Source organism: Streptomyces sp. NPDC038135, from assembly GCF_055601245.1.
In genome coordinates this window covers 194,858-215,810 of record NZ_JBVJXS010000001.1, presented here as the reverse complement: position 1 = coordinate 215,810, position 20,953 = coordinate 194,858, and the positions used below count along the sequence as shown (strand labels likewise).

21 protein-coding genes and 1 riboswitch are annotated in these 20,953 nt (G+C 72.3%); of the genes, 12 read left to right on the top strand and 9 right to left on the bottom strand.

The genetic code is table 11. From position 1 onward, the window contains the following. Positions 1–60: 60 nt before the first annotated feature. Positions 61–456 (bottom strand): CBS domain-containing protein, encoded by a 396-nt coding sequence (locus ACZ7JA_RS01015; protein WP_351662590.1) that lies wholly within the window; start codon positions 454–456, stop codon positions 61–63. A 150-nt stretch (positions 457–606) separates the two neighbouring features. After that, a complete protein-coding gene (gene hisN, locus ACZ7JA_RS01010) occupies positions 607–1,407 on the bottom strand; it encodes a histidinol-phosphatase (protein WP_389304104.1) in 801 nt (266 codons plus the stop codon). Positions 1,408–1,547: 140 nt separating this feature from the next. Between hisN and ACZ7JA_RS01005 the strand changes: the two genes are divergently transcribed. Continuing rightward, on the top strand, positions 1,548–2,156 hold the full coding sequence (locus ACZ7JA_RS01005; protein ID WP_351662593.1) for a TetR/AcrR family transcriptional regulator: 609 nt from the start codon (positions 1,548–1,550) through the stop codon (positions 2,154–2,156). A 233-nt stretch (positions 2,157–2,389) separates the two neighbouring features. Here the strand turns inward: ACZ7JA_RS01005 and ACZ7JA_RS01000 are convergent, their stop codons facing one another. The 4 genes from ACZ7JA_RS01000 to ACZ7JA_RS00985 all read right to left on the bottom strand — a co-directional run bounded on the left by ACZ7JA_RS01000 (position 2,390) and on the right by ACZ7JA_RS00985 (position 5,904). Then, complete coding sequence (locus tag ACZ7JA_RS01000; protein WP_073889359.1) at positions 2,390–2,713, bottom strand: DMT family transporter; 324 nt, start codon at positions 2,711–2,713, stop codon at positions 2,390–2,392. An 84-nt stretch (positions 2,714–2,797) separates the two neighbouring features. After that, positions 2,798–3,808, bottom strand: a complete 1,011-nt coding sequence (gene rsgA, locus ACZ7JA_RS00995) for a ribosome small subunit-dependent GTPase A (RefSeq protein ID WP_351662596.1) — start codon at positions 3,806–3,808, stop codon at positions 2,798–2,800. A 16-nt stretch (positions 3,809–3,824) separates the two neighbouring features. Next, positions 3,825–5,165, bottom strand: coding sequence for a 3-phosphoshikimate 1-carboxyvinyltransferase (aroA, locus tag ACZ7JA_RS00990; protein WP_351662598.1), 1,341 nt, complete (start codon positions 5,163–5,165; stop codon positions 3,825–3,827). A 28-nt stretch (positions 5,166–5,193) separates the two neighbouring features. Beyond that, positions 5,194–5,904, bottom strand: coding sequence for a M50 family metallopeptidase (locus tag ACZ7JA_RS00985; RefSeq protein ID WP_351662600.1), 711 nt, complete (start codon positions 5,902–5,904; stop codon positions 5,194–5,196). 49 nt (positions 5,905–5,953) lie between these two features. Here ACZ7JA_RS00985 and ACZ7JA_RS00980 point away from each other — a divergent pair, with 49 nt between their 5' ends. From ACZ7JA_RS00980 to ACZ7JA_RS00935, 10 genes are all read left to right on the top strand, one after another. Beyond that, positions 5,954–6,769, top strand: a complete 816-nt coding sequence (locus ACZ7JA_RS00980; protein ID WP_351662602.1) for an SOS response-associated peptidase — start codon at positions 5,954–5,956, stop codon at positions 6,767–6,769. A gap of 10 nt (positions 6,770–6,779) precedes the next feature. Beyond that, the gene (locus tag ACZ7JA_RS00975; RefSeq protein WP_470806721.1) at positions 6,780–7,409 is read left to right on the top strand and encodes an alpha/beta hydrolase family protein; all 630 of its coding nucleotides are present in this window, start codon (positions 6,780–6,782) and stop codon (positions 7,407–7,409) included. 255 nt (positions 7,410–7,664) lie between these two features. Then, positions 7,665–8,366, top strand: a complete 702-nt coding sequence (gene sigR / locus ACZ7JA_RS00970) for an RNA polymerase sigma factor SigR (protein WP_351662604.1) — start codon at positions 7,665–7,667, stop codon at positions 8,364–8,366. Then, the gene (rsrA, locus tag ACZ7JA_RS00965; protein WP_351662607.1) at positions 8,363–8,683 is read left to right on the top strand and encodes a mycothiol system anti-sigma-R factor; all 321 of its coding nucleotides are present in this window, start codon (positions 8,363–8,365) and stop codon (positions 8,681–8,683) included. Before sigR ends, rsrA begins: the two co-directional genes overlap by 4 nt. A gap of 122 nt (positions 8,684–8,805) precedes the next feature. Beyond that, positions 8,806–10,152, top strand: a complete 1,347-nt coding sequence (locus ACZ7JA_RS00960) for an HD-GYP domain-containing protein (protein WP_389306040.1) — start codon at positions 8,806–8,808, stop codon at positions 10,150–10,152. After that, a complete protein-coding gene (locus tag ACZ7JA_RS00955) occupies positions 10,149–11,390 on the top strand; it encodes an HD-GYP domain-containing protein (RefSeq protein WP_470806719.1) in 1,242 nt (413 codons plus the stop codon). The genes ACZ7JA_RS00960 and ACZ7JA_RS00955 overlap by 4 nt, the downstream gene beginning before the upstream one ends. A gap of 100 nt (positions 11,391–11,490) precedes the next feature. After that, a complete protein-coding gene (locus ACZ7JA_RS00950; protein WP_351662616.1) occupies positions 11,491–12,471 on the top strand; it encodes a hypothetical protein in 981 nt (326 codons plus the stop codon). A gap of 107 nt (positions 12,472–12,578) precedes the next feature. Then, the gene (gene def, locus ACZ7JA_RS00945) at positions 12,579–13,229 is read left to right on the top strand and encodes a peptide deformylase (RefSeq protein WP_351662619.1); all 651 of its coding nucleotides are present in this window, start codon (positions 12,579–12,581) and stop codon (positions 13,227–13,229) included. 259 nt (positions 13,230–13,488) lie between these two features. Beyond that, positions 13,489–14,574 carry an epi-isozizaene synthase gene (gene cyc1 / locus ACZ7JA_RS00940; RefSeq protein WP_351662621.1) on the top strand — a complete coding sequence of 362 codons (1,086 nt, stop codon included), beginning with the start codon at positions 13,489–13,491 and terminating at the stop codon, positions 14,572–14,574. After that, complete coding sequence (locus tag ACZ7JA_RS00935) at positions 14,571–15,950, top strand: bifunctional albaflavenone monooxygenase/terpene synthase (RefSeq protein ID WP_351662624.1); 1,380 nt, start codon at positions 14,571–14,573, stop codon at positions 15,948–15,950. Before cyc1 ends, ACZ7JA_RS00935 begins: the two co-directional genes overlap by 4 nt. 28 nt (positions 15,951–15,978) lie before the next feature. On the opposite strand, the gene ACZ7JA_RS00930 is transcribed toward ACZ7JA_RS00935, so the two are convergent. After that, a complete protein-coding gene (locus ACZ7JA_RS00930) occupies positions 15,979–16,944 on the bottom strand; it encodes a helix-turn-helix domain-containing protein (RefSeq protein ID WP_389306036.1) in 966 nt (321 codons plus the stop codon). Positions 16,945–17,036: 92 nt separating this feature from the next. Here ACZ7JA_RS00930 and ACZ7JA_RS00925 point away from each other — a divergent pair, with 92 nt between their 5' ends. After that, positions 17,037–17,291, top strand: a complete 255-nt coding sequence (locus tag ACZ7JA_RS00925; protein ID WP_470806716.1) for a hypothetical protein — start codon at positions 17,037–17,039, stop codon at positions 17,289–17,291. Here ACZ7JA_RS00925 and ACZ7JA_RS00920 read toward each other — a convergent pair. Beyond that, positions 17,204–18,217, bottom strand: a complete 1,014-nt coding sequence (locus ACZ7JA_RS00920; RefSeq protein ID WP_351662632.1) for a ribonucleotide-diphosphate reductase subunit beta — start codon at positions 18,215–18,217, stop codon at positions 17,204–17,206. The two genes, ACZ7JA_RS00925 and ACZ7JA_RS00920, sit on opposite strands and share 88 nt — an antisense overlap. Further along, positions 18,217–20,601: a ribonucleoside-diphosphate reductase subunit alpha gene (locus ACZ7JA_RS00915; RefSeq protein ID WP_351662635.1), complete on the bottom strand. Its 2,385-nt coding sequence runs from the start codon at positions 20,599–20,601 to the stop codon at positions 18,217–18,219. Before ACZ7JA_RS00915 ends, ACZ7JA_RS00920 begins: the two co-directional genes overlap by 1 nt. A gap of 124 nt (positions 20,602–20,725) precedes the next feature. Continuing rightward, positions 20,726–20,884, bottom strand: a riboswitch (cobalamin riboswitch). Between the last annotated feature and the right edge of the window lie 69 nt (positions 20,885–20,953).

Below are 20,953 nucleotides of genomic sequence, written 5' to 3'. Positions count from 1 at the left end.
CGGCCCGAGAGCGGCCGGGCGGGCCGGATCCCCTCGGGGGTCCGGCCCGCCCGTGTGTGCTCAGAGCGCCGGTGCGGGCTCCCGGGCCGGGGCCCAGCAGCGGATGATGTCGCGGACCGACACGATGCCGACGGGCTCGCCGCGGTCGAGGACCACCAGGTGCCGGAAACCGCCGCGGGTCATGGCCCGGGCCGCCTCCTGGAGGGTCCAGGTCGGGGTGGCGAAGACGACGTCGGTGGTGGTGTGGGCGTGGGTGCGTTCCGTGTCGGGGTTCTGGCCGAGGCCGACGGAGTTGAGGATGTCGCGTTCGGTGAGGATGCCGACGCCACCGGCGTCGGGGTCGTGGACCACGGCGGCGCCGACGTGGCGGGCGGACATCAGGGCGGCTGCCTGACGGAGGGTGTGGGCGGGTCCGACGGTGAGGACCACCGTGCTCATGGCGTCTCGGACGAGCATGGGATGAGGCCACCTCCTAGGAATCCATGACGTTGTGCACGGATTCACAAGTTCACAAGTGGGGGTCGACCTCAGAGTGCCCGGTAAAGAGCGGGTCAACAAGAGGGCGCGCGCGGCCAGTTGAGGGCGCGCGCGGAACTCGCCGGGTGCTCAGCGGCGCCGGTCGAGGTGCTCCAGCAGGACGTCGTGCAGCAGTCCGTTGGAGGCCGCCGCGTTGCCGCTGTGCGGGCCCGGACGGCCGTCGAGCCCGGTGAAGGCGCCGCCGGCCTCGGTGACGATGATCGCGTTGGCCGCCATGTCCCACAGGGACAGCTCCGGCTCGGCGCAGATGTCGACGGAGCCCTCCGCGACCATCATGTATGGCCAGAAGTCGCCGTACGCGCGCGTGCGCCACACCTCGCGGGTCAGGTCGAGGAAGCCGTCCAGGCGGCCCTGCTCCTCCCAGCCGGAGAGCGAGGAGTACGCGAACGACGCGTCCGCCAGCTCGCCGACCTGGGAGACGTGGATGCGGGACGCGGAGGTCAGACTGCGGCCGGTGAAGGCGCCGTGGTCCTTCGCGGCCCACCAGCGGCGGCCGAGGGCGGGAGCGGAGACGAGGCCGACGACCGGGTGGTAGCCGCCCTCGCCCGCCTCCATGAGCGAGATGAGGGTGGCCCAGACCGGCACGCCCCGGACGTAGTTCTTCGTGCCGTCGATCGGGTCGATCACCCAGCGGCGGGGCCCCGTGCCCTCGACGCCGTACTCCTCCCCGAGCACCGCGTCCCGTGGCCGGGCCCGCTTGAGGTGACCGCGGATCAGTTCCTCCGCCGCCTTGTCCGCCTCGCTCACCGGAGTCATGTCCGGCTTGGTCTCCACCTTCAGGTCGAGCGCCTTGAAACGGTCCATGGTGGTGGCGTCGGCCGCGTCCGCGAGTACGTGGGCGAGGCGGAGGTCGTCGAGGTAGTCCGGCATGCCTCGACCGTATCTGCCCCGGACACCGCGGGGCCACAAGGGGCTGGGGCCGGGCGGGGCGCGACGGTGGCCCGCGCACCCTTGACAGCGCCTGGGAGCGCGTCAAATCTGGGCGCAGAGTTGTCCGCCCCAGGGAGGCGATGATGCCTGCGGCCCGGGAATCCCTACTGGACGCCGCCGCCACGGCGCTCGCGCGCCGGCCGTGGTCCGCGGTGCGGATGGTCGACGTGGCCGCGGCGGCCGGGGTGTCCCGGCAGACGCTGTACAACGAGTTCGGCAGCAAGGAGGGGCTGGCCAGGGCGCTGGTGCGGCGGGCGGCCGACGGCTATCTCGCCGGGGTGGAACGGGCCCTCGCCGCGCACACCGACCCGCGTGACCGGCTCGCCGCCACCGCGGAGTGGACGGCGGCGGCGGCCCGGGACAGCGCGCTGGTGCGGGCCATGCTCACCGGGTGCTGGAGCGAGCGCCTGCCGGCGCCGGCCCCGGCCGCGGTGCGGTCCTCCTCCGCCGTGCCGGCGCAGCGCCGGGCGGACGGCCCGCTGCCCTCGCCCGGCGACCTCGTACGGCTGGTGCGGGACCGGGCGGTGACCGCGCTGGCCGGCCCCGCCGCGGCCACGGAGGACACCGCCGATCTGACCCGCTCCTGCGAACTGGCCGTGCGCCTCGCCCTGTCCTGCGTCGCGGCGCCACCGGGGGAGGACGGCGTGGCGGAACTGGTGCGCGGCGTCCTGGTCCGGCACCTGGTGTGAGCGCTGAGCCGACGCCGGGCGCGGGCGGCGGCTAGGCCGTGTCCGCAAAGTCGCGTCTGCGTCACGACGCCCGGCACGCACTCTCGCCGCACCGGCCGAAAGCCCGAGTACACCCAGTACGAGGGCATCCGGCCGGCACTCCCCCAGCCTTCGGCCGGGGGGACCCCCAGAGCACGCACCGGACGCCGCGACGCCCGCCCTGCGGGCGAACGACGCGACTTTGCGGACACGACCTAGTGCGCCGAGCCCGAGAGCTGCAGGCCGATCACGCCGACGATGACGAAGGAGATCGAGACGATCTTCAGCGTCGACACCAGGTCGCCGAGGAAGACCATGCCGTAGATCGCGGTGCCCGCCGCGCCGATCCCGGTCCACACGGCGTACGCGGGGCCGACGTCGAGCTTCTTCAGGGACAGGGTCAGCAGGCCGAAGCTGCCCAGGGCGAAGGACGCGAAGGCGATCGTCGGCCACAGCCGGGTGAACCCGTGCGAGAGCTTGAGGCACACGGCGAAACCGGTCTCCAGAATCCCGGCCACTATGACCAGCAGCCACGCCATGTGCGGTCCTCCCGTAGGTCCGGATCTCCGGCTCGGTGCGATTATGCACTTACCGAACGCGACCCCCGGCAAACCCCGCGGAGTTCAGTCGCCCTCCCTGCGGTCCCGCGTGGCCAGCAGCCGGCGCAGCGAGTACAGCCGCGCCGGGTCGGCGTGGCCCTCCTCGACGTACGCGTCCAGCGCGCAGTCCGGCTCGTCGTGGCTGCACGCGCGCGGGCAGCCCTCGGTGCCCGGCTCCAGGTCCGGGAAGGCGTGGATCACCCGGGAGGGATCGATGTGCGCCAGGCCGAAGGAGCGCACGCCCGGGGTGTCGATGACCCAGTCGGCCGCCCCGGTGAGGGGCAGCGCGAGCGCGGAGGTGGTGGTGTGGCGGCCGCGGCCCGTCACCGCGTTGACATGGCCGGTCGTACGCCGGAGGTCCGCCGGGACGAGCGCGTTGACCAGGGTCGTCTTGCCCACGCCGGAGTGGCCCACGAACGCGGTGATCCGCCCGTCCAGGAACGCGCGCACCCGGTCGGCGGCGGCGTCGTTCTCCAGTTCCTCCCGGCTGGTGACGACGTACGGGATGTCCAGCGCGCCGTACAGCTCCAGCAGCTTGTCCGGCGGGGCGAGGTCGGACTTCGTCATCACCAGCAGCGGCTCGAGGCCGCCGTCGTACGCCGCCACCAGGCAGCGGTCGATCAGACGCGGGCGCGGCTCGGGGTCGGCGAGGGCCGTGACGATCGCCAGCTGGTCGGCGTTGGCGACGACCACCCGCTCGTAGGGGTCGTCGTCGTCCGCGGTGCGGCGCAGCACCGACGTGCGCTCCTCGATGCGCACGATCCGCGCGAGGGTGTCCTTCTTGCCGGACAGATCCCCGACCAGGGCCACCCGGTCGCCCACGACGGCCGCCTTGCGGCCCAGCTCCCTGGCCTTCATCGCCGTCACGGTCCGGTCCCCGACCAGGCAGGTCAGCCGGCCCCGGTCGACCGTGAGGACCATGCCCTCGGCCGCGTCCTCGTGCTTGGGCCGGATGTTGGTACGCGGCCGGTTGCCCTTGCGGTTGGGACGGCTGCGGATGTCGTCCTCGTCGGTGTGCTTGCCGTAGCGGCGCATGATCCCAGTCCGCCCGTCAGTTCCCCAGCATCCCGGTCCACAGCTCGGGGAAGTCCGGCAGGGTCTTCGCCGTCGTCGCCACGTTCTCGATCCGCACGCCCTCGACCGCCAGGCCGATGACCGCGCCGGCGGTGGCCATGCGGTGGTCCTCGTAGGTGTGGAACACCCCGCCGTGCAGCGGGCGCGGACGGATGTGCAGGCCGTCGGCGGTCTCGGTCACGTCGCCGCCCAGTTCGTTGATCTCCTTGGTGAGCGCGGCCAGCCGGTCCGTCTCGTGCAGCCGCAGATGGGCCACGCCCCGCAGGGTGGAGGGGGAGTCGGCGAGCGCGGCGACCGCGGCGATGCCCGGGGTCAGCTCGCCGACGTCGCTCAGGTCGACGTCGATGCCGTGCACGGCGCCCGAGCCGGTGAGGACCAGACCGAACTCGGTCAGCTCGCAGGAGCCGCCCATCTCGGTGAAGATCTCCCGCAGCCGGTCACCAGGCTGGGTGGTCCGCTCCGGCCAGTCCGGGATCAGCACCTTGCCGCCGGTGACCAGGGCGGCCGCGAGGAACGGTTGCGCGTTGGACAGGTCCGGCTCGATCGTCAGGTCCCGGCCGAGCAGCGCGCCAGGCGTCACCCGCCACACGTTCGGCTCGCCGCCCGACTCCGGGGTGTCCACCTGGGCGCCGACCGCGCGCAGCATGTCCACGGTCATCCGGATGTGCGGCAGGGAGGGCAGGGAGGCCCCGGTGTGCCGGACCTCGACGCCCTGGTTGAAGCGCGGGGCGGACAGCAGCAGCGCCGAGACGAACTGGGAGGACGAGGAGGCGTCGATCGACACCTGACCGCCGTCCAGCGCACCCGCGCCGTGCACGGTCAGCGGCAGCGCGCCCCGGCCGTCGTCGTCGATCCGGGCGCCGAGCACCCGCAGCGCGTCGATCACGCCGTGGAGGGGGCGCTCGTACGACCGCGGGTCCCCGTCGAACCGGATCGGGCCGTCGGCCAGCGCGGCCACCGGCGGCAGGAAGCGCATCACCGTGCCGGCGTTGCCGACGTCGACCGTGGCCGGACCCTGCAGGCCGGTCGGCAGCACGCGCCAGGCCTCGCCGGAGCCGTCCGGGCCGCCGGCGACCGAGGAGCTGGACGACACGGTCTCCTCGATCTCCACGCCCATGGCCCGCAGGGCGCCGGCCATCAGCAGGGTGTCGCGGGAGCGCAGCGGGCGGCGCAGCCAGCCGGGCTCGGAGGCGAGGGCGGCCAGCACGAGGGCTCGGTTGGTCACCGACTTGGACCCGGGCACGTGGACCGTCGCGTCGACGGCTCCGCTCGCGTGCGGGGCGGGCCAGAGGGCGGGGTGCGCGGTGTTCGGGGCCATGGGGCCACTTTATAAGGAGGGCCCGGCATCAACCTTCCAGCAGCCAGCGGCCCCCGCCGATCAGGGAGCACAGGGACACCGCGTGGAACAGGAACAGCCACAGCCCCGCCGGCACGTGCGTCAGCCGGGAAAGCTGGTCGGCGTCGGAGTCGCCCGCGCCTCCCCGCATGCGCTTGGCCTGCAGCTCGAACGGCGGCCGTACCCCGCCGAGCAGCAGGAACCACACCACCGCGTACGCGAACGCCGCCTGCACCTGCGGCCCCGTGAGCCACGACACCAGCAGGAAGGCGCCGCCGGCCAGCACCACGGTCAGTACCCCGTAAGCGTTGCGGATCATCACCAGCATGACGAGCAGCAGGGCGGTGGCCGCCCACAGCAGCAGGGTGATCCGGCCGGTGGCCAGCAGCGCGGCGCCGCCCAGGCCCAGCAGCGAGGGCGCCGTGTACCCCGCCGCCGCGGTGAGGATCATGCCCAGCCCGTACGGCTTGCCCCGGCTGACCGTGAGGCCGCTGGTGTCGGAGTGCAGGCGGATGCCGGTGAGCTGCCGCCCGGTGAGCAGCGCGACCAGACCGTGCCCGCCCTCGTGCGCGATCGTGATGGCGTTGCGGGCTATGCGCCACAGGGTGTGCGGTACGACGACGGCCAGCGCGGCGACCCCGGTGGCCAGCACCACCCACAGGTCGGGGTCGGGCTGGGTGCCGGTGAGCCGGTCCCAGAGGCCGGCGGTGAGGCTTTCCATGTGACCGAGCAGCTCCTGTCCTCGTACGGAGTCTGGCAGTGTGGCACGTATGTGCGGACGGTATGCATCCAGTCGTGGGCCCGAGGATCTCGCCGGAATCTTCGAGGTCGAGAAGTGGGAGCCGGAGGAGACCCTCGAGCCGGACTACAACGTGGCTCCGACCAAGGAGGTCTACGCCGTCCTGGACCGCCCGTTGAAAGACGCCGAGGACCCGCGTCCGGTTCGGCAGCTGCGCAGGCTGAAGTGGGGCCTGGTGCCCTCCTGGTCCAAGACGCCCGAGGGCGGCGCCCGGATGATCAACGCGCGCGCCGAGACCGTGCACGAGAAGCCCTCCTACCGCCGCGCCTTCGCCGCCCGGCGCTGCATCCTGCCCGCCGACGGCTACTACGAGTGGGTCACCGGCGCCCAGGAGCGCGAGCTGGAGACCGAGGGCAGGAAGAAGCGGCCGCGCAAGCAGCCGTACTTCGTGCTGCCCGCCGACGGCTCGGTCTTCGCGATGGCCGGCCTGTACGAGTTCTGGCGCGACCGGACCCTGCCCGACGACCACCCGTCCGCCTGGTGGGTCACCTGCTCGGTGATCACCACGGAGGCGGAGCGGACCCCGCTGGCCGTGGCCCCCGCCGAGGGACCGCACTCCCTCGCCGACATCCACCCCCGGATGCCGCTCATGCTCACCCCGGACCGCTGGGACGCCTGGCTGGACCCCGCGCGCACCGACCCGGACGGCCTGCGCGAGCTGCTCGCCCCGCCCCCGCACGGCCTGATGCGCGCCTACCCGGTCTCCACCGCCGTCAGCAACGTCCGCAACGGCGGCCCGGAGCTGCTGAAGGAGCTGGAAGGCCCGGAAGTCGGCACACTCTTCTGACGTGACCACCATGACCACACAGACCGTCCCGACGGACGCCGGCGAGGCCCGGATCACCTGGCACCGGGCCGGCGGGGCCTGGCTCGTGCTCGCGCTGAGCCACGGCGCCGGAGGCGGCGTCGAGGCCCGCGACCTCCAGGCGCTCGCCCGGGTGCTCCCCGGGCACGGGGTGACCGTGGCCCTCGTCGAGCAGCCCTGGCGGGTGGCGGGCAAGAAGCTCGCGCCCGCGCCGAAGACCCTGGACACCGGCTGGCGCGGTCTGTGGCCCGCGCTGGCGGAGCCAGGACTGCCCGTCGTCGCCGGCGGCCGCAGCGCCGGCGCCCGGGTCGCCTGCCGCACCGCCGCCGAGCTGGGCGCGCACGCCGTGCTCGCGCTGAGCTTCCCGCTGCACCCGCCGGGCCGACCGGAGAAGTCCCGCGCCGCGGAACTGCTCGGCGCCGGGGCGCCCACCCTGGTCGTGCAGGGCGGCAACGACCCCTTCGGCAGGCCGGGCGAGTTCCCCGAGGGGGATTTCCGGCTGATCGAGGTGCCCGGCGGCGATCACGGGTTCGCCGTCCCCAAGCGCGCCGGGATCACCCAGGAGCGGGCCCTGGAGATCATCACCGACGGCGTCGCGGGGTGGGCCGGCTCACTCGGATGACCCGGGAATGCCCGGCGGCGGGGCGCTGTTGAGGCGAACAGAAAGTGCTGGGGAACCGGCACCGACGTCGTAGGAGAGGAAGTCCGCCGCATGGGTTCGACCATCTGCCCGAGCCGTGAGCGTCGCGCTGACCTGGACTGGACGGTGCTGCACGCGGCCAGGACCGCTCCTATTCGAGCGGCGGCGGGTACGGGTCGTGTTCTATCCTCCGAAACAGGTGGGACCGGTCTCGGTCCCGTCCGGGAACTTGAGGAGGTGGGTCCGGTCACCGGTACCGACGCAGGGACCGACAACGGCCAGGCGGAGCAGCCCGAGGGCCGGGGCACGAGCGCGGACCCGGAGACCGGCTCCGAGTCGACCGCGCAGCGCAGCGCGCGCTTCGAGCGGGACGCGCTCGAGTTCCTCGACCAGATGTACTCGGCCGCCCTGCGCATGACGCGCAACCCGGCCGACGCCGAGGACCTGGTGCAGGAGACCTACGCCAAGGCGTACGGGTCCTTCCACCAGTTCCGCGAGGGCACCAACCTCAAGGCGTGGCTGTACCGGATCCTGACCAACACCTTCATCAACTCGTACCGCAAGAAGCAGCGCGAACCCCAGCGCAGCGCGGCCGAGGAGATCGAGGACTGGCAGCTCGCCCGCGCCGAGTCGCACATGTCGACGGGTCTGCGCTCCGCCGAGTCGCAGGCGCTCGACCACCTGCCCGACTCGGACGTGAAGGAAGCGCTGCAGGCGATCCCCGAGGAGTTCCGCATCGCCGTCTACCTCGCGGACGTAGAGGGCTTTGCGTACAAGGAGATCGCGGACATCATGGGGACACCCATCGGTACGGTGATGTCCCGGCTGCACCGGGGCCGCCGTCAACTGCGCGGCATGCTGGAGGACTACGCCCGCGAGCGCGGACTGGTCCCGGCGGGCGCCGGAGAGTCGAACGAAGCGAAAGGCTCGGGCTCATGAGCTGCGGAGAGCCGCACGAGACGGACTGCAGTGAGGTCCTCGACCACCTCTACGAGTTCCTCGACAGCGAGATGCCGGACGTCGACCGCGACAAGTTCCAGCACCACTTCGAGGAATGCTCGCCGTGCCTCGAGAAGTACGGCCTGGAGCAGGCCGTGAAGAAGCTCGTCAAGCGGTGCTGCGGCCATGACGACGTGCCCGCCGACCTGCGCGCCAAGGTCATGGGGCGGATCGACCTGATCCGCTCCGGGCAGACCGTCCCCGAGCACGACGTCACCAAGGCGCCCGCCGCGCCGGTGACACCGCAGGAGTCCTGACCCCGCGCCCTCCGGCCGGCCCTGTCACCCGAACGTGCTAATCCTCGGGCCATGGGCCCCCGGACCCCCCGAATCCCGCCCTAGGCTCCGAGCCTGCACCGGCACGGTCGGGGGAGGGCGCGATGGAGGCGGCGGTTCCGGCGAGAGCGCGAGGCTACGTGGCCTGTGTCGCCCTGCTCGCCGCGCTCTGTGCCCTGCCCGTGCACGCCACCCGCACGCCCTGGTGGGCGCTGGCCCTGCTCGCCGCGCTGTACGCGGCCTGTGACCACGTCGTACGGCGCCGCTTCGGCGGAACGTTCTACCCCGTGCTGCTCGCCGGCGCCTTCCTGCTGCCGCCGCCCGCCGCCGCGCTGGTCCCGCTGCCGGCCGCCCTGCTCGCCCACGTCGAGCACGGGCCGGTGCTGCTCCGGCGCGTCTGGCGGGCCGCGCAGCCGGCGCTCGCCGTGTGGGCCGCGGCCCGGGTCCACGGGGCGCTCGGCGGCCGGGACGCCGTCGTGGCCCACGCCTTCCCCTACGCCCTCGTGTCCGCGGGGGCGGCCGTGCTCGCCTTCTGCGTGGTCCTCACCGCGCTCGACGGAGGCCTCCTCGCCGCGGGCGTCGGAGTACCGCCCACGCCCTCGAGGCAGTGGCGGAGGGCGCCGGTGGGCCGGGCCTGGGGCGGGCTGCTGTCCCGCTCGCTGGCGCCGGTCGCGGTGCACGGGCTCGCCGGGCTGATGATGGCCGTGCTGTGGCGCAGCCGGTACGGTCCGGTCTCCGCGCTGCTCGTGCTGCTGCCGATGTGCGTCTCCTGCTGGGTCTTCGCCCAGTACCACCGGGAGCGCGCCGCCCACCAGGCCACCATCCGCGCCCTGGTGCAGGCCGTCGACATCAAGGACGGCTACACCCGCGGCCACAGCGAGCGGGTCGGCCGGGCCTCGGTGCTGATCGCCCGCGAACTCGGCCTGGACGACGAACGCGTGGAGGTGCTGCGCTTCGCCGGCATCCTGCACGACGTCGGCAAACTCGGCGTCCCCACCCGCCTGCTGCGCAAGGACGGCCCGCTGACCCCCGAGGAGCGGCGGATCATCGAGCTGCACCCGGAGTACGGCCACGAGATGGTCCGCGGGATCTCCTTCCTCGGCGAGGCCCGCGCGGCGATCCTGCACCACCACGAACGGCTCGACGGCAGCGGCTACCCGTACGGGCTGGCGGGCGGTCAGATCCCCGAGTGCGCCCGCGTGGTCGCCGTCGCCGACGCCTTCGACGCGATGACCTCCACCCGGTCCTACAGCAGGGCCCGCCCGGTGGCCGCGGCGGTCGAGGAGCTGGAGCGCTGCGCGGGCAGCCACTTCGACCCGCGCATGGTCACGGCGCTCGTCCGGGCCCTGAGCCGGCACGGCTGGCACCCGGCGGTCACCGCCGACGACGCCCCGCGCACGGTCCCGGCCCAGCAGCCGGCCGCCGGCCGCCGCAGCGGGGCGCACCGGTGACCGCACTGCGGCTCATCCACGCCTGCGCCGCCGTCGCCGCCGCCGTCTGCCTCGCCCGCACCCTGTGGACCGGCATCGCCGACCCGGGCGTCGCGCTCGCCTTCGGCCTGCTCATAGCCGTCGGCGAGCTGACCCGGTGGTCCGGCGCCGGAGCGCGCCGCACCGCGCCGCTGGGCACCGCCGGGTCGCTGTCGTACGCCCTGCTCGGGCCCGACGCCGGGCACCCCACCGGGCACAGCGCCGCACAGGTCGTCACCGTCGTCCTCGCCGCCTCCCTGCTCGGCGGCGTCCCGCACATCTGGTGCGGCCGCACCCCCACCCTCGACCACCTCGCCCGCCGCGTCCTCACCACCGGATTCGCCGCCGTCTGCTTCCAACCCCTCTTCCACAGCGGCGCCTTCCGGAGCTGGGACGGTCCCGCCTACGCCCTGCTGCTCGTGGCGCTGCTCGTCCTCACCGCCCTGTGCGACGCCGTCCTCGCCGCCGCCCTCGCCCACTCCCGCACCCGCTGGCGCTTCGGGCCGCTGCTCCGCGACGAACTGCGCGGACTGCTCGGCATCGGCTCCGCCGTGTGCGCGACCGGCGCGGTGATGGCGCTCGCGGTCGCCGTCGCCGGACTGTGGGCGCTGCCCGTTTTCTGCCTGCCGCTGCTGCTCACCCAGCTCTCGGTCCGCCGGTACGCCGCCGTCCGGGCCACCTACCGGCAGACCATCGCCTCCCTCGCGCGGGCCACCGAGGTGGCCGGCTGCACCCCCGCCGGGCACGCCCGCCGCGTCGCCGCGCTCAGCCGGGCCGTCGGCCGCGACCTGGGCCTGTCCCGCCCCGAGCTGACCGTGCTCGAGTACGCGGCGCTGATGCACGACATCGGCCAGCTCAGCCTGGTCGACCCGGTCCCGGCCGGGGCCACCGCCACGCTGCCCGGCGAGGAGCAGCGGCGCATCGCCCTGCTCGGCGGCGCCGTCGTACGGCAGACCGGGGTGGACGCGGCGGTCGCCACGGTCGTGGAGCGGCAGGCCGACCCGTACCCGGAGCAGCCGCTGGCAGCGCGGATCGTCCGGGCCGTGAACGCCTACGAGGAGAAGGCCCGCGACGCCGGACCCGAGGGCCCGCTGCTGGCCCTGGAGGAGCTGCGCCTGGCCACCGCCGGGGACTACGCTCCCGAGGTTGTCGAATCCCTCGGCCGGGTACTCTCCCAGGCGCTGTCTGACCCTGCGCGTGACGGGGTAACCCATGGGTAATGAGCGCCTTTGAGGCCGTACGTGGTTGGATGCGAGGGAGAGGGTGTCCGGGGGCACAAGCCAGCCCACTGTGCGGAAATGGAACTGGCAGGCGGGAATCGTGAGGATCTTCGGAAAGGGACGACACCGGCCCTCCGCCTCCTGGCGGCAGGCCACCGACCGGGCGTTCACGCTCATCGGCGACGGCCGGTACGAGGACGCGGGCGAGCTGCTGACACGCGCCGCCGACCTGGAACCCTGGCTCGCGGAGTCCTGGTTCAACCTCGCCCTGCTGCACAAGTTCCGGCACGACTGGGAGCAGGCCCGCGCCGCCGGTCTGCGGGCCGTCGCGCTGCTGGACCGGGAGAACGGCGCCCCGGACTGGTGGAACGTCGGCATCGCCGCGACCGCCCTGCAGGACTGGCCGCTGGCCCGGCGCGCCTGGCAGGCCTACGGGCTGCGGGTGCCCGGCGGCGTCGCCGCCGCGGGCGAGCCGCTCGGCATGGAGCTGGGCAGCGCGGCCGTACGGCTCTCCCCGGAGGGCGAGGCCGAGGTGGTGTGGGGCCGCAGGCTGGACCCGGCGCGGATCGAGGTGCTGTCCATTCCGCTGCCCTCGTCCGGGCGGCGCTGGGGCGAGGTCGTGCTGCACGACGGGGTCCCGCACGGCGAGCGCACCACGTCCGCCGGGCACTCCTTCCCGGTGTTCGACGAGATCGAGCTGTGGGCGCCCTCGCCCGTGCCCACCTGGGTGGTGCTGCTGGAGGCGGCCACGGAGGCCGACCGGGACGCCCTGGAACAGCTCGCGGCGGACGCCGGGTTCGCCGCGGAGGACTGGTCGTCCTCGGTGCGGCTGCTGTGCCGGATGTGCTCGGAGTCGCAGATGCCCTCCGACGAGGGCGACGGCGAGCACCTCGACCCCCACGACCACAGTGAACCCGGTCACCCCGGACCGCTCGGACACCGTACCGACGGGCAGCTCTGGGTGCCGGAGCGGGAGTGCGGCGTCGCCGCGCCGGCCTCGCTCGTCCGGGGCCTGCTCGACGGATGGGTCGCGGACAGCCCGGACTCCAGGGACTGGCGCGATCTCGAAGAGGTCTGCTGACCGCCGGCGACCGGCCGCACCGGCCCCGCGAGCCCGGCCCGGCCCGGACGGGAGGGCCTAGGCTGTACCCCGAGAATTCAAGGCTTGCAGGAAGGCATACGTCGGTCATGGCGCAGCAGGACACCGATCAGCAGCACGCGGGCGTGCTCCCCGTCGACGACGAGGGCTACGTCGTCGACACGGGGGACTGCGAGGAGCGCGAGGGGACCTGGCGCGAGCGCGGCACCTCGCGGCCGATCACGGTCGTCGGCAACCCGGTGCTGCACAAGGAGTGCAAGGACGTCACCGAGTTCGGCGCGGAGCTGGACCAGCTGGTCGCCGACATGTTCGCCAGCCAGCGCACCGCCGAGGGTGTGGGCCTGGCCGCCAACCAGATCGGCGTCGACCTGAAGGTCTTCGTGTACGACTGCCCGGACGACGAGGGCGTCCGGCACGTCGGCGTGGTCTGCAACCCGAAGCTGGTCGACCTGCCCGCCGACCGGCGCAGGCTGGACGACAGCAACGAGGGCTGCCTGTCCGTCCCGACGGCCTACGCGCCGCTCCCGCGCCCCGACTACGCCGAGGTGACCGGCCAGGACGAGAAGGGCAACCCGATCAAGGTCCGCGGCACCGGCTACTTCGCGCGCTGTTTGCAGCACGAGACCGACCACCTCTACGGCTACCTCTACATCGACCGCCTGTCCAAGCGTGACCGCAAGGACGCGCTGCGGCAGATGGCCGAGAACGAGCCACGCTACCCCGTGGTCGCCAACGACTGAGCCGCCCGGCCGGAACCCCGGCCACCACGCAGAGCAGCGACGACGTCCGTCACGACGCCCGTCCGGGACCGGCCCCCGGACGGGCGTCGTTCATTTGTTCGCCAGACGAATCCCGGCAACCAGGGGTGGTGATTGGAGCAAATCCGTTCCCACGGCGGTCAGTTGTGGTGCTGAATGGTAAGTGCGGGGATACGCAACGGCGCACGCCCGGCACGACAAGGAGGGCTGTGCGCGCCTGGCGGCTGAGAGGGGACAGTTCGTGCACGCTTTCTCACACGGCACCACATCGGCGACCTCGGTGGCGGTACCGCCGTCTCTCGCACTTCCGGTGATCGAGGACTCCTTTCCACGACAACTCCACCCGTATTGGCCGAAGCTCCAGGAGAAGACCCGGCAGTGGCTGCTCGAAAAGCGGCTCATGCCGGCGGACAAGGTGCGGGAATATGCCGACGGCCTGTGCTACACCGACCTCATGGCGGGGTACTACACCGACGCCCCCGACGAGGTCCTGCAGGCCATCGCCGACTACAGCGCCTGGTTCTTCGTCTGGGACGACCGCCACGACCGCGACATCATCCACGGCCGGGCCGCCGACTGGCGCCGCCTGCGCCGCCGGCTGCACGCGGCCCTGGACGCGCCCCGGCAGTACCTGGACCATCCCGATCCGGTGGTCGCGGGGCTCGCGGACAGCGTGCTGCGGCTGTTCTCGTTCCTGCCGCACACCTGGAACCAGCGGTTCGCCCGGCACTTCCACACGGTGATCGACGCCTACGACCGCGAGTTCCACAACCGCACCCGGGGTCACGTCCCGCAGGTCGAGGAGTACCTCGCCCTGCGGCGGCTCACCTTCGCCCACTGGATATGGACGGACCTGCTGGAACCCAGCGCCGGACGTGAACTCCCGGACGCCGTGCGGAAAAACCCGGTCTATCGCCGTCCGGCGTTGCTGAGCCAGGAATTCGCCGCCTGGTACAACGACCTCTGCTCGCTGCCCAAGGAAATCGCGGGCGACGAGGTGCACAATCTCGGAATCAGTCTCGTCGCACACCAGGGGCTGACCATCGAGGAAGCGGTCGAGGAAATCAGGCGGCGTGTCGAGGAATGCATCGGTGAATTCGTCGTCGCCGAACGTGAGGCGCTGCGGTTCGCCGACGAACTCGCCGACGACGGCACGGTGTCGGGAAAGGAACTCGGCACCGCCGTCCGCGCCTGTGTCGGCAATATGCGGAACTGGTTCAGCTCCGTCTACTGGTTCCACCACGAGTCGGGCCGGTACATGGTCGACAGCTGGGAGGACCGGTCCACACCCCCGTACGTCAACAACGAAGCGGCAGGTGACCAATGACCGTCGAGTCCGTGAAGCCCCAGACGGCCCGGACGGGCCCCGCGGCCGAACCGCGCGAGGCGCCCCTGGCCGGCGGCGCCGTCCCGTTCCTCGGCCACGGCCTGAAACTGGTCCGCGACCCCCTCGCCTTCATGTCCGGGCTGCGCGCGCACGGTGACGTGGTGCGCCTGAAACTCGGCCCCAAGACGGTCTACGCCGTCACCACTCCCGAACTCACCGGCGCGCTCGCGCTCAGCACCGACTACCGGATCGACGGACCCCTGTGGGAGTCCCTGGAGGGCCTGCTCGGCAAGGAGGGCGTGGCCACCGCCAACGGCCCGCGGCACCGCCGCCAGCGGCGCACCATCCAGCCCGCGTTCCGGCTCGACGCGGTCCCCGCGTACGGGCCGGTCATGGAGGAGGAGGCGCACGCGCTGACCGAGCGCTGGCGGCCCGGCGAGACGGTCGACTGCACCTCGGAGTCCTTCCGGGTCGCGGTGCGCATCGCGGCCCGCTGCCTGCTGCGCGGCGAGTACATGGACGAGCGCGCCGAGCGGCTGAGCGCCGACCTCGCCACCGTCTTCCGCGGTATGTACCGCAGGATGGTCGTGCCGCTCGGACCGCTGTACCGGCTGCCGTTCCCGGCCAACCGTGAATTCAACCGGGCGCTGGCCGATTTGCATCTCCTGGTCGACGAGATCGTCGCCGAGCGGAGGGCATCTGGTCAAAAGCCGGACGATTTGCTGACGGCATTGCTGGAGGCGAAGGACGACAATGGCGAGCCCATCGGGGAACAGGAGATCCACGACCAGGTGGTGGCGATAGTCACCCCGGGCAGCGAAACAGTCGCCTCCACGATCATGTGGCTGCTCCAGGTGCTCGCGGAACACCCGGAACACGCGCGGAAGGTGCGCGCGGAGGTCGAATCCGTGACCGGCGGCCGGCCCGTCGGATTCGAGCACGTCCGCCGCCTCACGCACACCAACAATGTCGTCGTGGAGGCCATGCGGCTGCGCCCCGCCGTATGGATTCTGACGCGGCGCGCGACCACCGACACCACGCTCGGCGGTTATCGCATTCCGGAGGGCGCGGACATCGTCTACAGCCCCTACGCCATCCAGCGCGACGCCCGCTCCTACGGTGACCACCTCGGTTTCGACCCCGACCGCTGGCTGCCGGAGCGGGCCAAGGAGGTGCCGAAGTACGCGATGAGCCCCTTCAGCGTCGGCAACCGCAAGTGCCCCAGCGACCACTTCTCCATGGCCCAGCTCACCCTGATCACCGCGGCGCTCTCGGCGAAGTACCGCTTCGAGCAGGCCGGCGGGTCGGACGACACCACCCGGGTGGGCATCACGCTCCGGCCGCAGAAGCTGCTGCTGAAGCCGGTGCCCTGGTAGGCCGCCCAGGCCGCCGCTGCCGGCGCGCTCAGGCGGCCTCCGGGCCGCGGAACGCGCGCCGGTAGGCGTTGGGGGTCGTGCCGAGGGCGCGGACGAACTGGTGGCGCAGCGCCGCCGCCGTACCGAAGCCGGTGCGGGAGGCGATGGCGTCCATGGTCTCGTCCGTGCCCTCCAGCAACTCCTGTGCCAGCAGCACCCGCTGGCGCAGCAGCCAGCGGTAGGGGGTGGTCCCCGTCTCCTGCTGGAAGCGGCGGGCGAAGGTGCGCGGCGCCATGTGGGCGCGGGCGGCGAGCTGTTCGACGGTCACCTCCTCGCCGAGGTGCCCCTCCATCCACACCAGCACCTCGCCGACCGTGTCGCACGGGGTCTCGGGCAGCGGCCGCTCGATGTACTGCGCCTGACCGCCGTCCCGGTGCGGCGGCACGACCATGCGCCGGGCGATCTTCGTGGCCACCTCCGGGCCCTGCTCCTTGCGCACGAGGTGCAGACAGGCGTCGATGCCGGCCGCGGTGCCGGCGGAGGTGATCACCGGGTCCTCGTCGACGTAGAGGACGTCCGGCTCGATGATCGCCCGGGGATTGCGCAGCGCCAGCTCCCGCGCCTGCCGCCAGTGCACACTGCACCGCCGCCCGTCGAGCAGTCCGGCGGCGCCGAGCACGAACACGCCCGAGCACACGCTGAGCACCCGGGTGCCCCGCGCCACGGCCCGCACGAGGGCGTCGAGCAGCGCGGGGGGATAGTCCCGGGTCACGTAGTCGCTCCCGGCCGGCACCGCGATCAGATCGGCCTCCTCCAGCCGCTCCAGACCGTACGGCGTCGACACGGTGAGCCCGCCGACATGGGTGCTCAGGGCGGGGCCCTCCGCCGAGACGACCGCGAAGTCGTACACCGGCAGTCCCTCGTCACTGCGGTCGATGCCGAACACCTCGCACACCACGCCCAGCTCGAAGGGGTGCACGCCGTCCAGCAGCACTGCCGCCACGTTCCTCAGCATGCTGCCAGTGTGCCCCGAAGCTGGCAGTAAATCGAGGGTGTACGGCAGTACTGCCACTGTCGGTAAGGAGTATCCGGCGCGACAGTGGTGTCATGACCGGAAACCAGATCGAAGGCCTGATCGGAATGCTCGCCACCCTCGGCATCCTGGTCCTCCTGATCCTCCCGTCCGTGCTCGGCATCGCCCGCGACAGGCGGGTCGACCGGCAGCTCAGGGAGGCTCAGGAGGCCCGGGACGTGGTGAGCCGGGAGAAGGAGGCTCAGAAGTCCTCGTCCAGGTCGACCGTGCCCTCCACGGCCACCTGGTACGCCGACGGGCGGCGCTCGAAGAAGTTCGTCAGTTCCTGAACGCCCTGCAGCTCCATGAAGGAGAAGGGGTTCTCCGAGCCGTACACCGGGGCGAAGCCCAGGCGCGTCAGGCGCTGGTCGGCGACGCACTCCAGGTACTGCCGCATCGACTCGGTGTTCATGCCCGGGAGGCCGTCACCGCACAGGTCGCGCGCGAACTGCAGCTCGGCCTCGACGGCCTCCCGCAGCATGTCCGTGACCTGCCCGCGCAGCTCGTCGTCGAACAGGTCCGGCTCCTCCTTGCGGACGGTGTCGACCACGTCGAAGGCGAACGACATGTGCATCGTCTCGTCCCGGAACACCCAGTTGGTGCCGGTGGCCAGACCGTGCAGCAGACCCCGGCTGCGGAACCAGTAGACGTACGCGAAGGCGCCGTAGAAGAACAGACCCTCGATGCACGCGGCGAAGCAGATGAGGTTCAGCAGGAAGCGGCGGCGGTCGGCCCTGGACTCCAGCCGGTCCAGCTTCTCGACCTCGTTGATCCACTTGAAGCAGAACCCGGCCTTCTCCCGGATGGAGGGGATGTTCTCCACCGCCGCGAACGCCGCCGCCCGGTCGTCTGGATCGGGCAGGTAGGTGTCCAGCAGCGTCAGGTAGAACTGGACGTGCACGGCCTCCTCGAAGAGCTGGCGGCTCAGGTAGAGCCGGGCCTCGGGGGAGTTGATGTGCTTGTAGAGGGTCAGCACCAGGTTGTTCGCGACGATCGAGTCGCCCGTCGCGAAGAAGGCGACCAGACGGCCGATCAGATGCTGCTCGGCCGGCGTCAGCTTCGCGAGGTCGGCGACGTCCGAGTGGAGGTCGACCTCCTCGACGGTCCAGGTGTTCTTGATGGCGTCCCGGTAGCGCTCGTAGAAGTCGGGGTAGCGCATCGGGCGGAGAGTCAGCTCGAAGCCCGGGTCGAGCAGGTTCTTGGCTTCGCTGGTCATCACTGGCAGGCCTCGCAGGACTCGGGGTTCTCAAGGGAGCAGGCGACCGCGTCGGGGTCGGCGATCTGCTGCACGGGGACGGTGGCTCGGGTCTGCGCCCGGGCGGCGCGGGCGATCCTCGTCGCCGGGCGCGAGCGCAGGTAGTACGTCGTCTTCAGCCCGGACTTCCAGGCGTACGCGTACATCGAGGAGAGCTTGCCGATGGTCGGCGTCTCCAGGAAGAGGTTCAGCGACTGCGCCTGGTCAAGGAACGGGGTGCGGGCGGCCGCCATGTCGATGAGGCCGCGCTGCGGGATCTCCCACGCCGTGCGGTACAGGTCGCGGACGTCCTGCGGCACCCAGGTGAAGCCCTGCACCGAGCCGTTGGACTCGCGCAGCGCCTCACGGGTCTGGGCGTCCCACACGCCGAGCCGCTTGAGCTCGTCCACCAGGTAGGAGTTCACCTGGAGGAACTCGCCCGAGAGCGTCTCGCGCTTGAACAGGTTGGACACCTGCGGCTCGATGCACTCGTACACGCCCGCAATGGACGCGATGGTGGCCGTGGGCGCGATGGCCAGGAGCAGCGAGTTGCGCATCCCCACCTCGGCAATCCGCGCCCGCAGCGCCGCCCAGCGCTCCGGCCAGGTGAACTCGACGCCGTAGTGGTCGGGGTGCAGCACGCCCTGGGCGGTGCGGGTCTTCCGCCAGGCCGGCAGCGGGCCGTTGCGCTCGGCGAGGTCCGCGGACGCCTCGTACGCGGCGAGCATGATCCGCTCGGCGATCCGCGTGGACAGCGCCCTGGCCTCGGCGGAGTCGAAGGGCAGCCGCAGCTTGAAGAAGACGTCCTGCAGGCCCATCGCGCCCAGGCCCACCGGACGCCAGTTGGCGTTCGACCGGCCCGCCTGCTCGGTCGGGTAGAAGTTGATGTCGACCACGCGGTCGAGGAAGGTGACGGCCGTGCGGACGGTCTCGTCGAGCCGCTCCCAGTCGAGGTCGCCGGCCGCCGTGTCCACGAAGGCGCCGAGGTTGACCGACCCCAGGTTGCACACCGCGGTCTCGCCGTCGTCGGTGACCTCGAGGATCTCGGTGCACAGGTTGGAGGAGTGCACGACGTGGCCCGCGGTCGCCGTCTGGTTGGCGGTGCGGTTGGCGGCGTCCTTGAAGGTCATCCAGCCGTTGCCGGTCTGCGCGAGGGTGCGCATCATGCGGCCGTACAGGTCCCGGGCGGGCATCGTCTTCCGCGCGAGCCCGGCGGCCTCCGCCCTGCGGTACGCGGCGTCGAACTCCTCGCCCCACAGGTCGACCAGCTCCGGCACGTCCGCCGGGGAGAACAGCGACCACCGCTCGTCGGCGTCGACCCGGCGCATGAACTCGTCCGGGATCCAGTGCGCGAGGTTCAGGTTGTGCGTACGGCGGGCGTCCTCACCGGTGTTGTCCCGCAGCTCCAGGAACTCCTCGATGTCGGAGTGCCAGGTCTCCAGGTACACCGCGGCGGCCCCCTTGCGCCGGCCGCCCTGGTTCACCGCGGCCACCGAGGCGTCCAGCGTCTTCAGGAACGGCACGATCCCGTTGGAGTGCCCGTTGGTGCCCCGGATCAGCGAACCGCGGCCGCGGATGCGGGAGTAGGACAGGCCGATGCCGCCGGCGTGCTTGGAGAGGCGGGCGACCTGGTGGTACCGGTCGTAGATGGAGTCCAGCTCGTCCAGCGGGGAGTCGAGGAGGTAGCAGGACGACATCTGCGGATGCCGGGTGCCGGAGTTGAAGAGGGTGGGGGAGGAGGGCAGGTAGTCGAGCCGGCTCATCAGGCCGTACAGCGCGGCGACCTCGTCCACGGAGCGGGCGGTGTCGTCCTCGGCCAGGCCGGCGGCGACGCGCAGCATGAAGTGCTGCGGCGTCTCGATCACCCGGCGGGTGATGGGGTGGCGGAGCAGGTAGCGGCTGTGCAGCGTGCGCAGGCCGAAGTACCCGAAGCGGTCGTCGGCCGCCGGGTCGACCAGCGCGTCGAGCCGTTCGGCGTGCAGCCGCACGAACTCCGCGGTGCGGTCGGCGACGAGACCCTCACGATGGCCGACGGCGACCGACCCGGTGAAGGACGTGACGCCCTGCGAGGCGGCCTCGGCGCGGATGGAGACGGTCAGCAGCCGGGCGGCCAGCCGGGAGTAGGCGGGGTCCTCGGAGATCAGCCCGGCGGCCGCCTCCGTGGCCAGCTCGCGCAACTCCGCCTCGTCGGCCCGGGCGGACCGGCCGCGCAGCGCGGCGGCGGCGACCCGGCCGGGGTCGGCGTCGGGGAGGTCGGCGGTCAGCTCGGTCAGGGTCCGCAGCAGTGCGGCACCGGGACCGTCGGTCTCCACCGGGGCTCCGCTCGCCGGGGTGGCTGAAGCCGGGTCGGCTGGCGCGATGGTCACGTGGGGCTCTCCCTCGCTCGGCACGGGGCCTTGCGGAGGGCAGGGGGCAGCGCGAGCGCGCACGGCGTCGCGTCCCCGGCCCATTCCACGAGGCCCGGACGTCGATGAGCACCCGGACCGGACGGCCGGGCGCGTGCTGCCGGCAGGTCCTCGGACTGAACAGGCGTGCGGAGACACGCGAGTACACCGTTGCGGGACAGTTCCGGATTCGCACCGGATTCCCCTGCGGCGACAGCGAGCATGAGCATACATCTAGTGCCGGGCCGTCGTGTCACCCCCACATGTTGTGCCTGCTGCGTGTTGCGACGGCTCCGCAGGGTCAACTCGCACGACAGCGGGCCGCCGGGGGAGG

Excerpts from the sequence above, each read along its gene's own strand:
- ACZ7JA_RS01015 (WP_351662590.1), bottom strand. The coding sequence starts at position 456 with ATGCTCGTCCGAGACGCCATGAGCACGGTGGTCCTCACCGTCGGACCC.
- hisN (WP_389304104.1), bottom strand. The coding sequence starts at position 1,407 with ATGCCGGACTACCTCGACGACCTCCGCCTCGCCCACGTACTCGCGGAC.
- ACZ7JA_RS01005 (WP_351662593.1), top strand. The coding sequence starts at position 1,548 with ATGATGCCTGCGGCCCGGGAATCCCTACTGGACGCCGCCGCCACGGCG.
- ACZ7JA_RS01000 (WP_073889359.1), bottom strand. The coding sequence starts at position 2,713 with ATGGCGTGGCTGCTGGTCATAGTGGCCGGGATTCTGGAGACCGGTTTC.
- rsgA (WP_351662596.1), bottom strand. The coding sequence starts at position 3,808 with ATGCGCCGCTACGGCAAGCACACCGACGAGGACGACATCCGCAGCCGT.
- aroA (WP_351662598.1), bottom strand. The coding sequence starts at position 5,165 with ATGGCCCCGAACACCGCGCACCCCGCCCTCTGGCCCGCCCCGCACGCG.
- ACZ7JA_RS00985 (WP_351662600.1), bottom strand. The coding sequence starts at position 5,904 with ATGGAAAGCCTCACCGCCGGCCTCTGGGACCGGCTCACCGGCACCCAG.
- ACZ7JA_RS00980 (WP_351662602.1), top strand. The coding sequence starts at position 5,954 with ATGTGCGGACGGTATGCATCCAGTCGTGGGCCCGAGGATCTCGCCGGA.
- ACZ7JA_RS00975 (WP_470806721.1), top strand. The coding sequence starts at position 6,780 with ATGACCACACAGACCGTCCCGACGGACGCCGGCGAGGCCCGGATCACC.
- rsrA (WP_351662607.1), top strand. The coding sequence starts at position 8,363 with ATGAGCTGCGGAGAGCCGCACGAGACGGACTGCAGTGAGGTCCTCGAC.
- ACZ7JA_RS00960 (WP_389306040.1), top strand. The coding sequence starts at position 8,806 with ATGGAGGCGGCGGTTCCGGCGAGAGCGCGAGGCTACGTGGCCTGTGTC.
- def (WP_351662619.1), top strand. The coding sequence starts at position 12,579 with ATGGCGCAGCAGGACACCGATCAGCAGCACGCGGGCGTGCTCCCCGTC.
- ACZ7JA_RS00935 (WP_351662624.1), top strand. The coding sequence starts at position 14,571 with ATGACCGTCGAGTCCGTGAAGCCCCAGACGGCCCGGACGGGCCCCGCG.
- ACZ7JA_RS00930 (WP_389306036.1), bottom strand. The coding sequence starts at position 16,944 with ATGCTGAGGAACGTGGCGGCAGTGCTGCTGGACGGCGTGCACCCCTTC.
- ACZ7JA_RS00925 (WP_470806716.1), top strand. The coding sequence starts at position 17,037 with ATGACCGGAAACCAGATCGAAGGCCTGATCGGAATGCTCGCCACCCTC.
- ACZ7JA_RS00920 (WP_351662632.1), bottom strand. The coding sequence starts at position 18,217 with ATGACCAGCGAAGCCAAGAACCTGCTCGACCCGGGCTTCGAGCTGACT.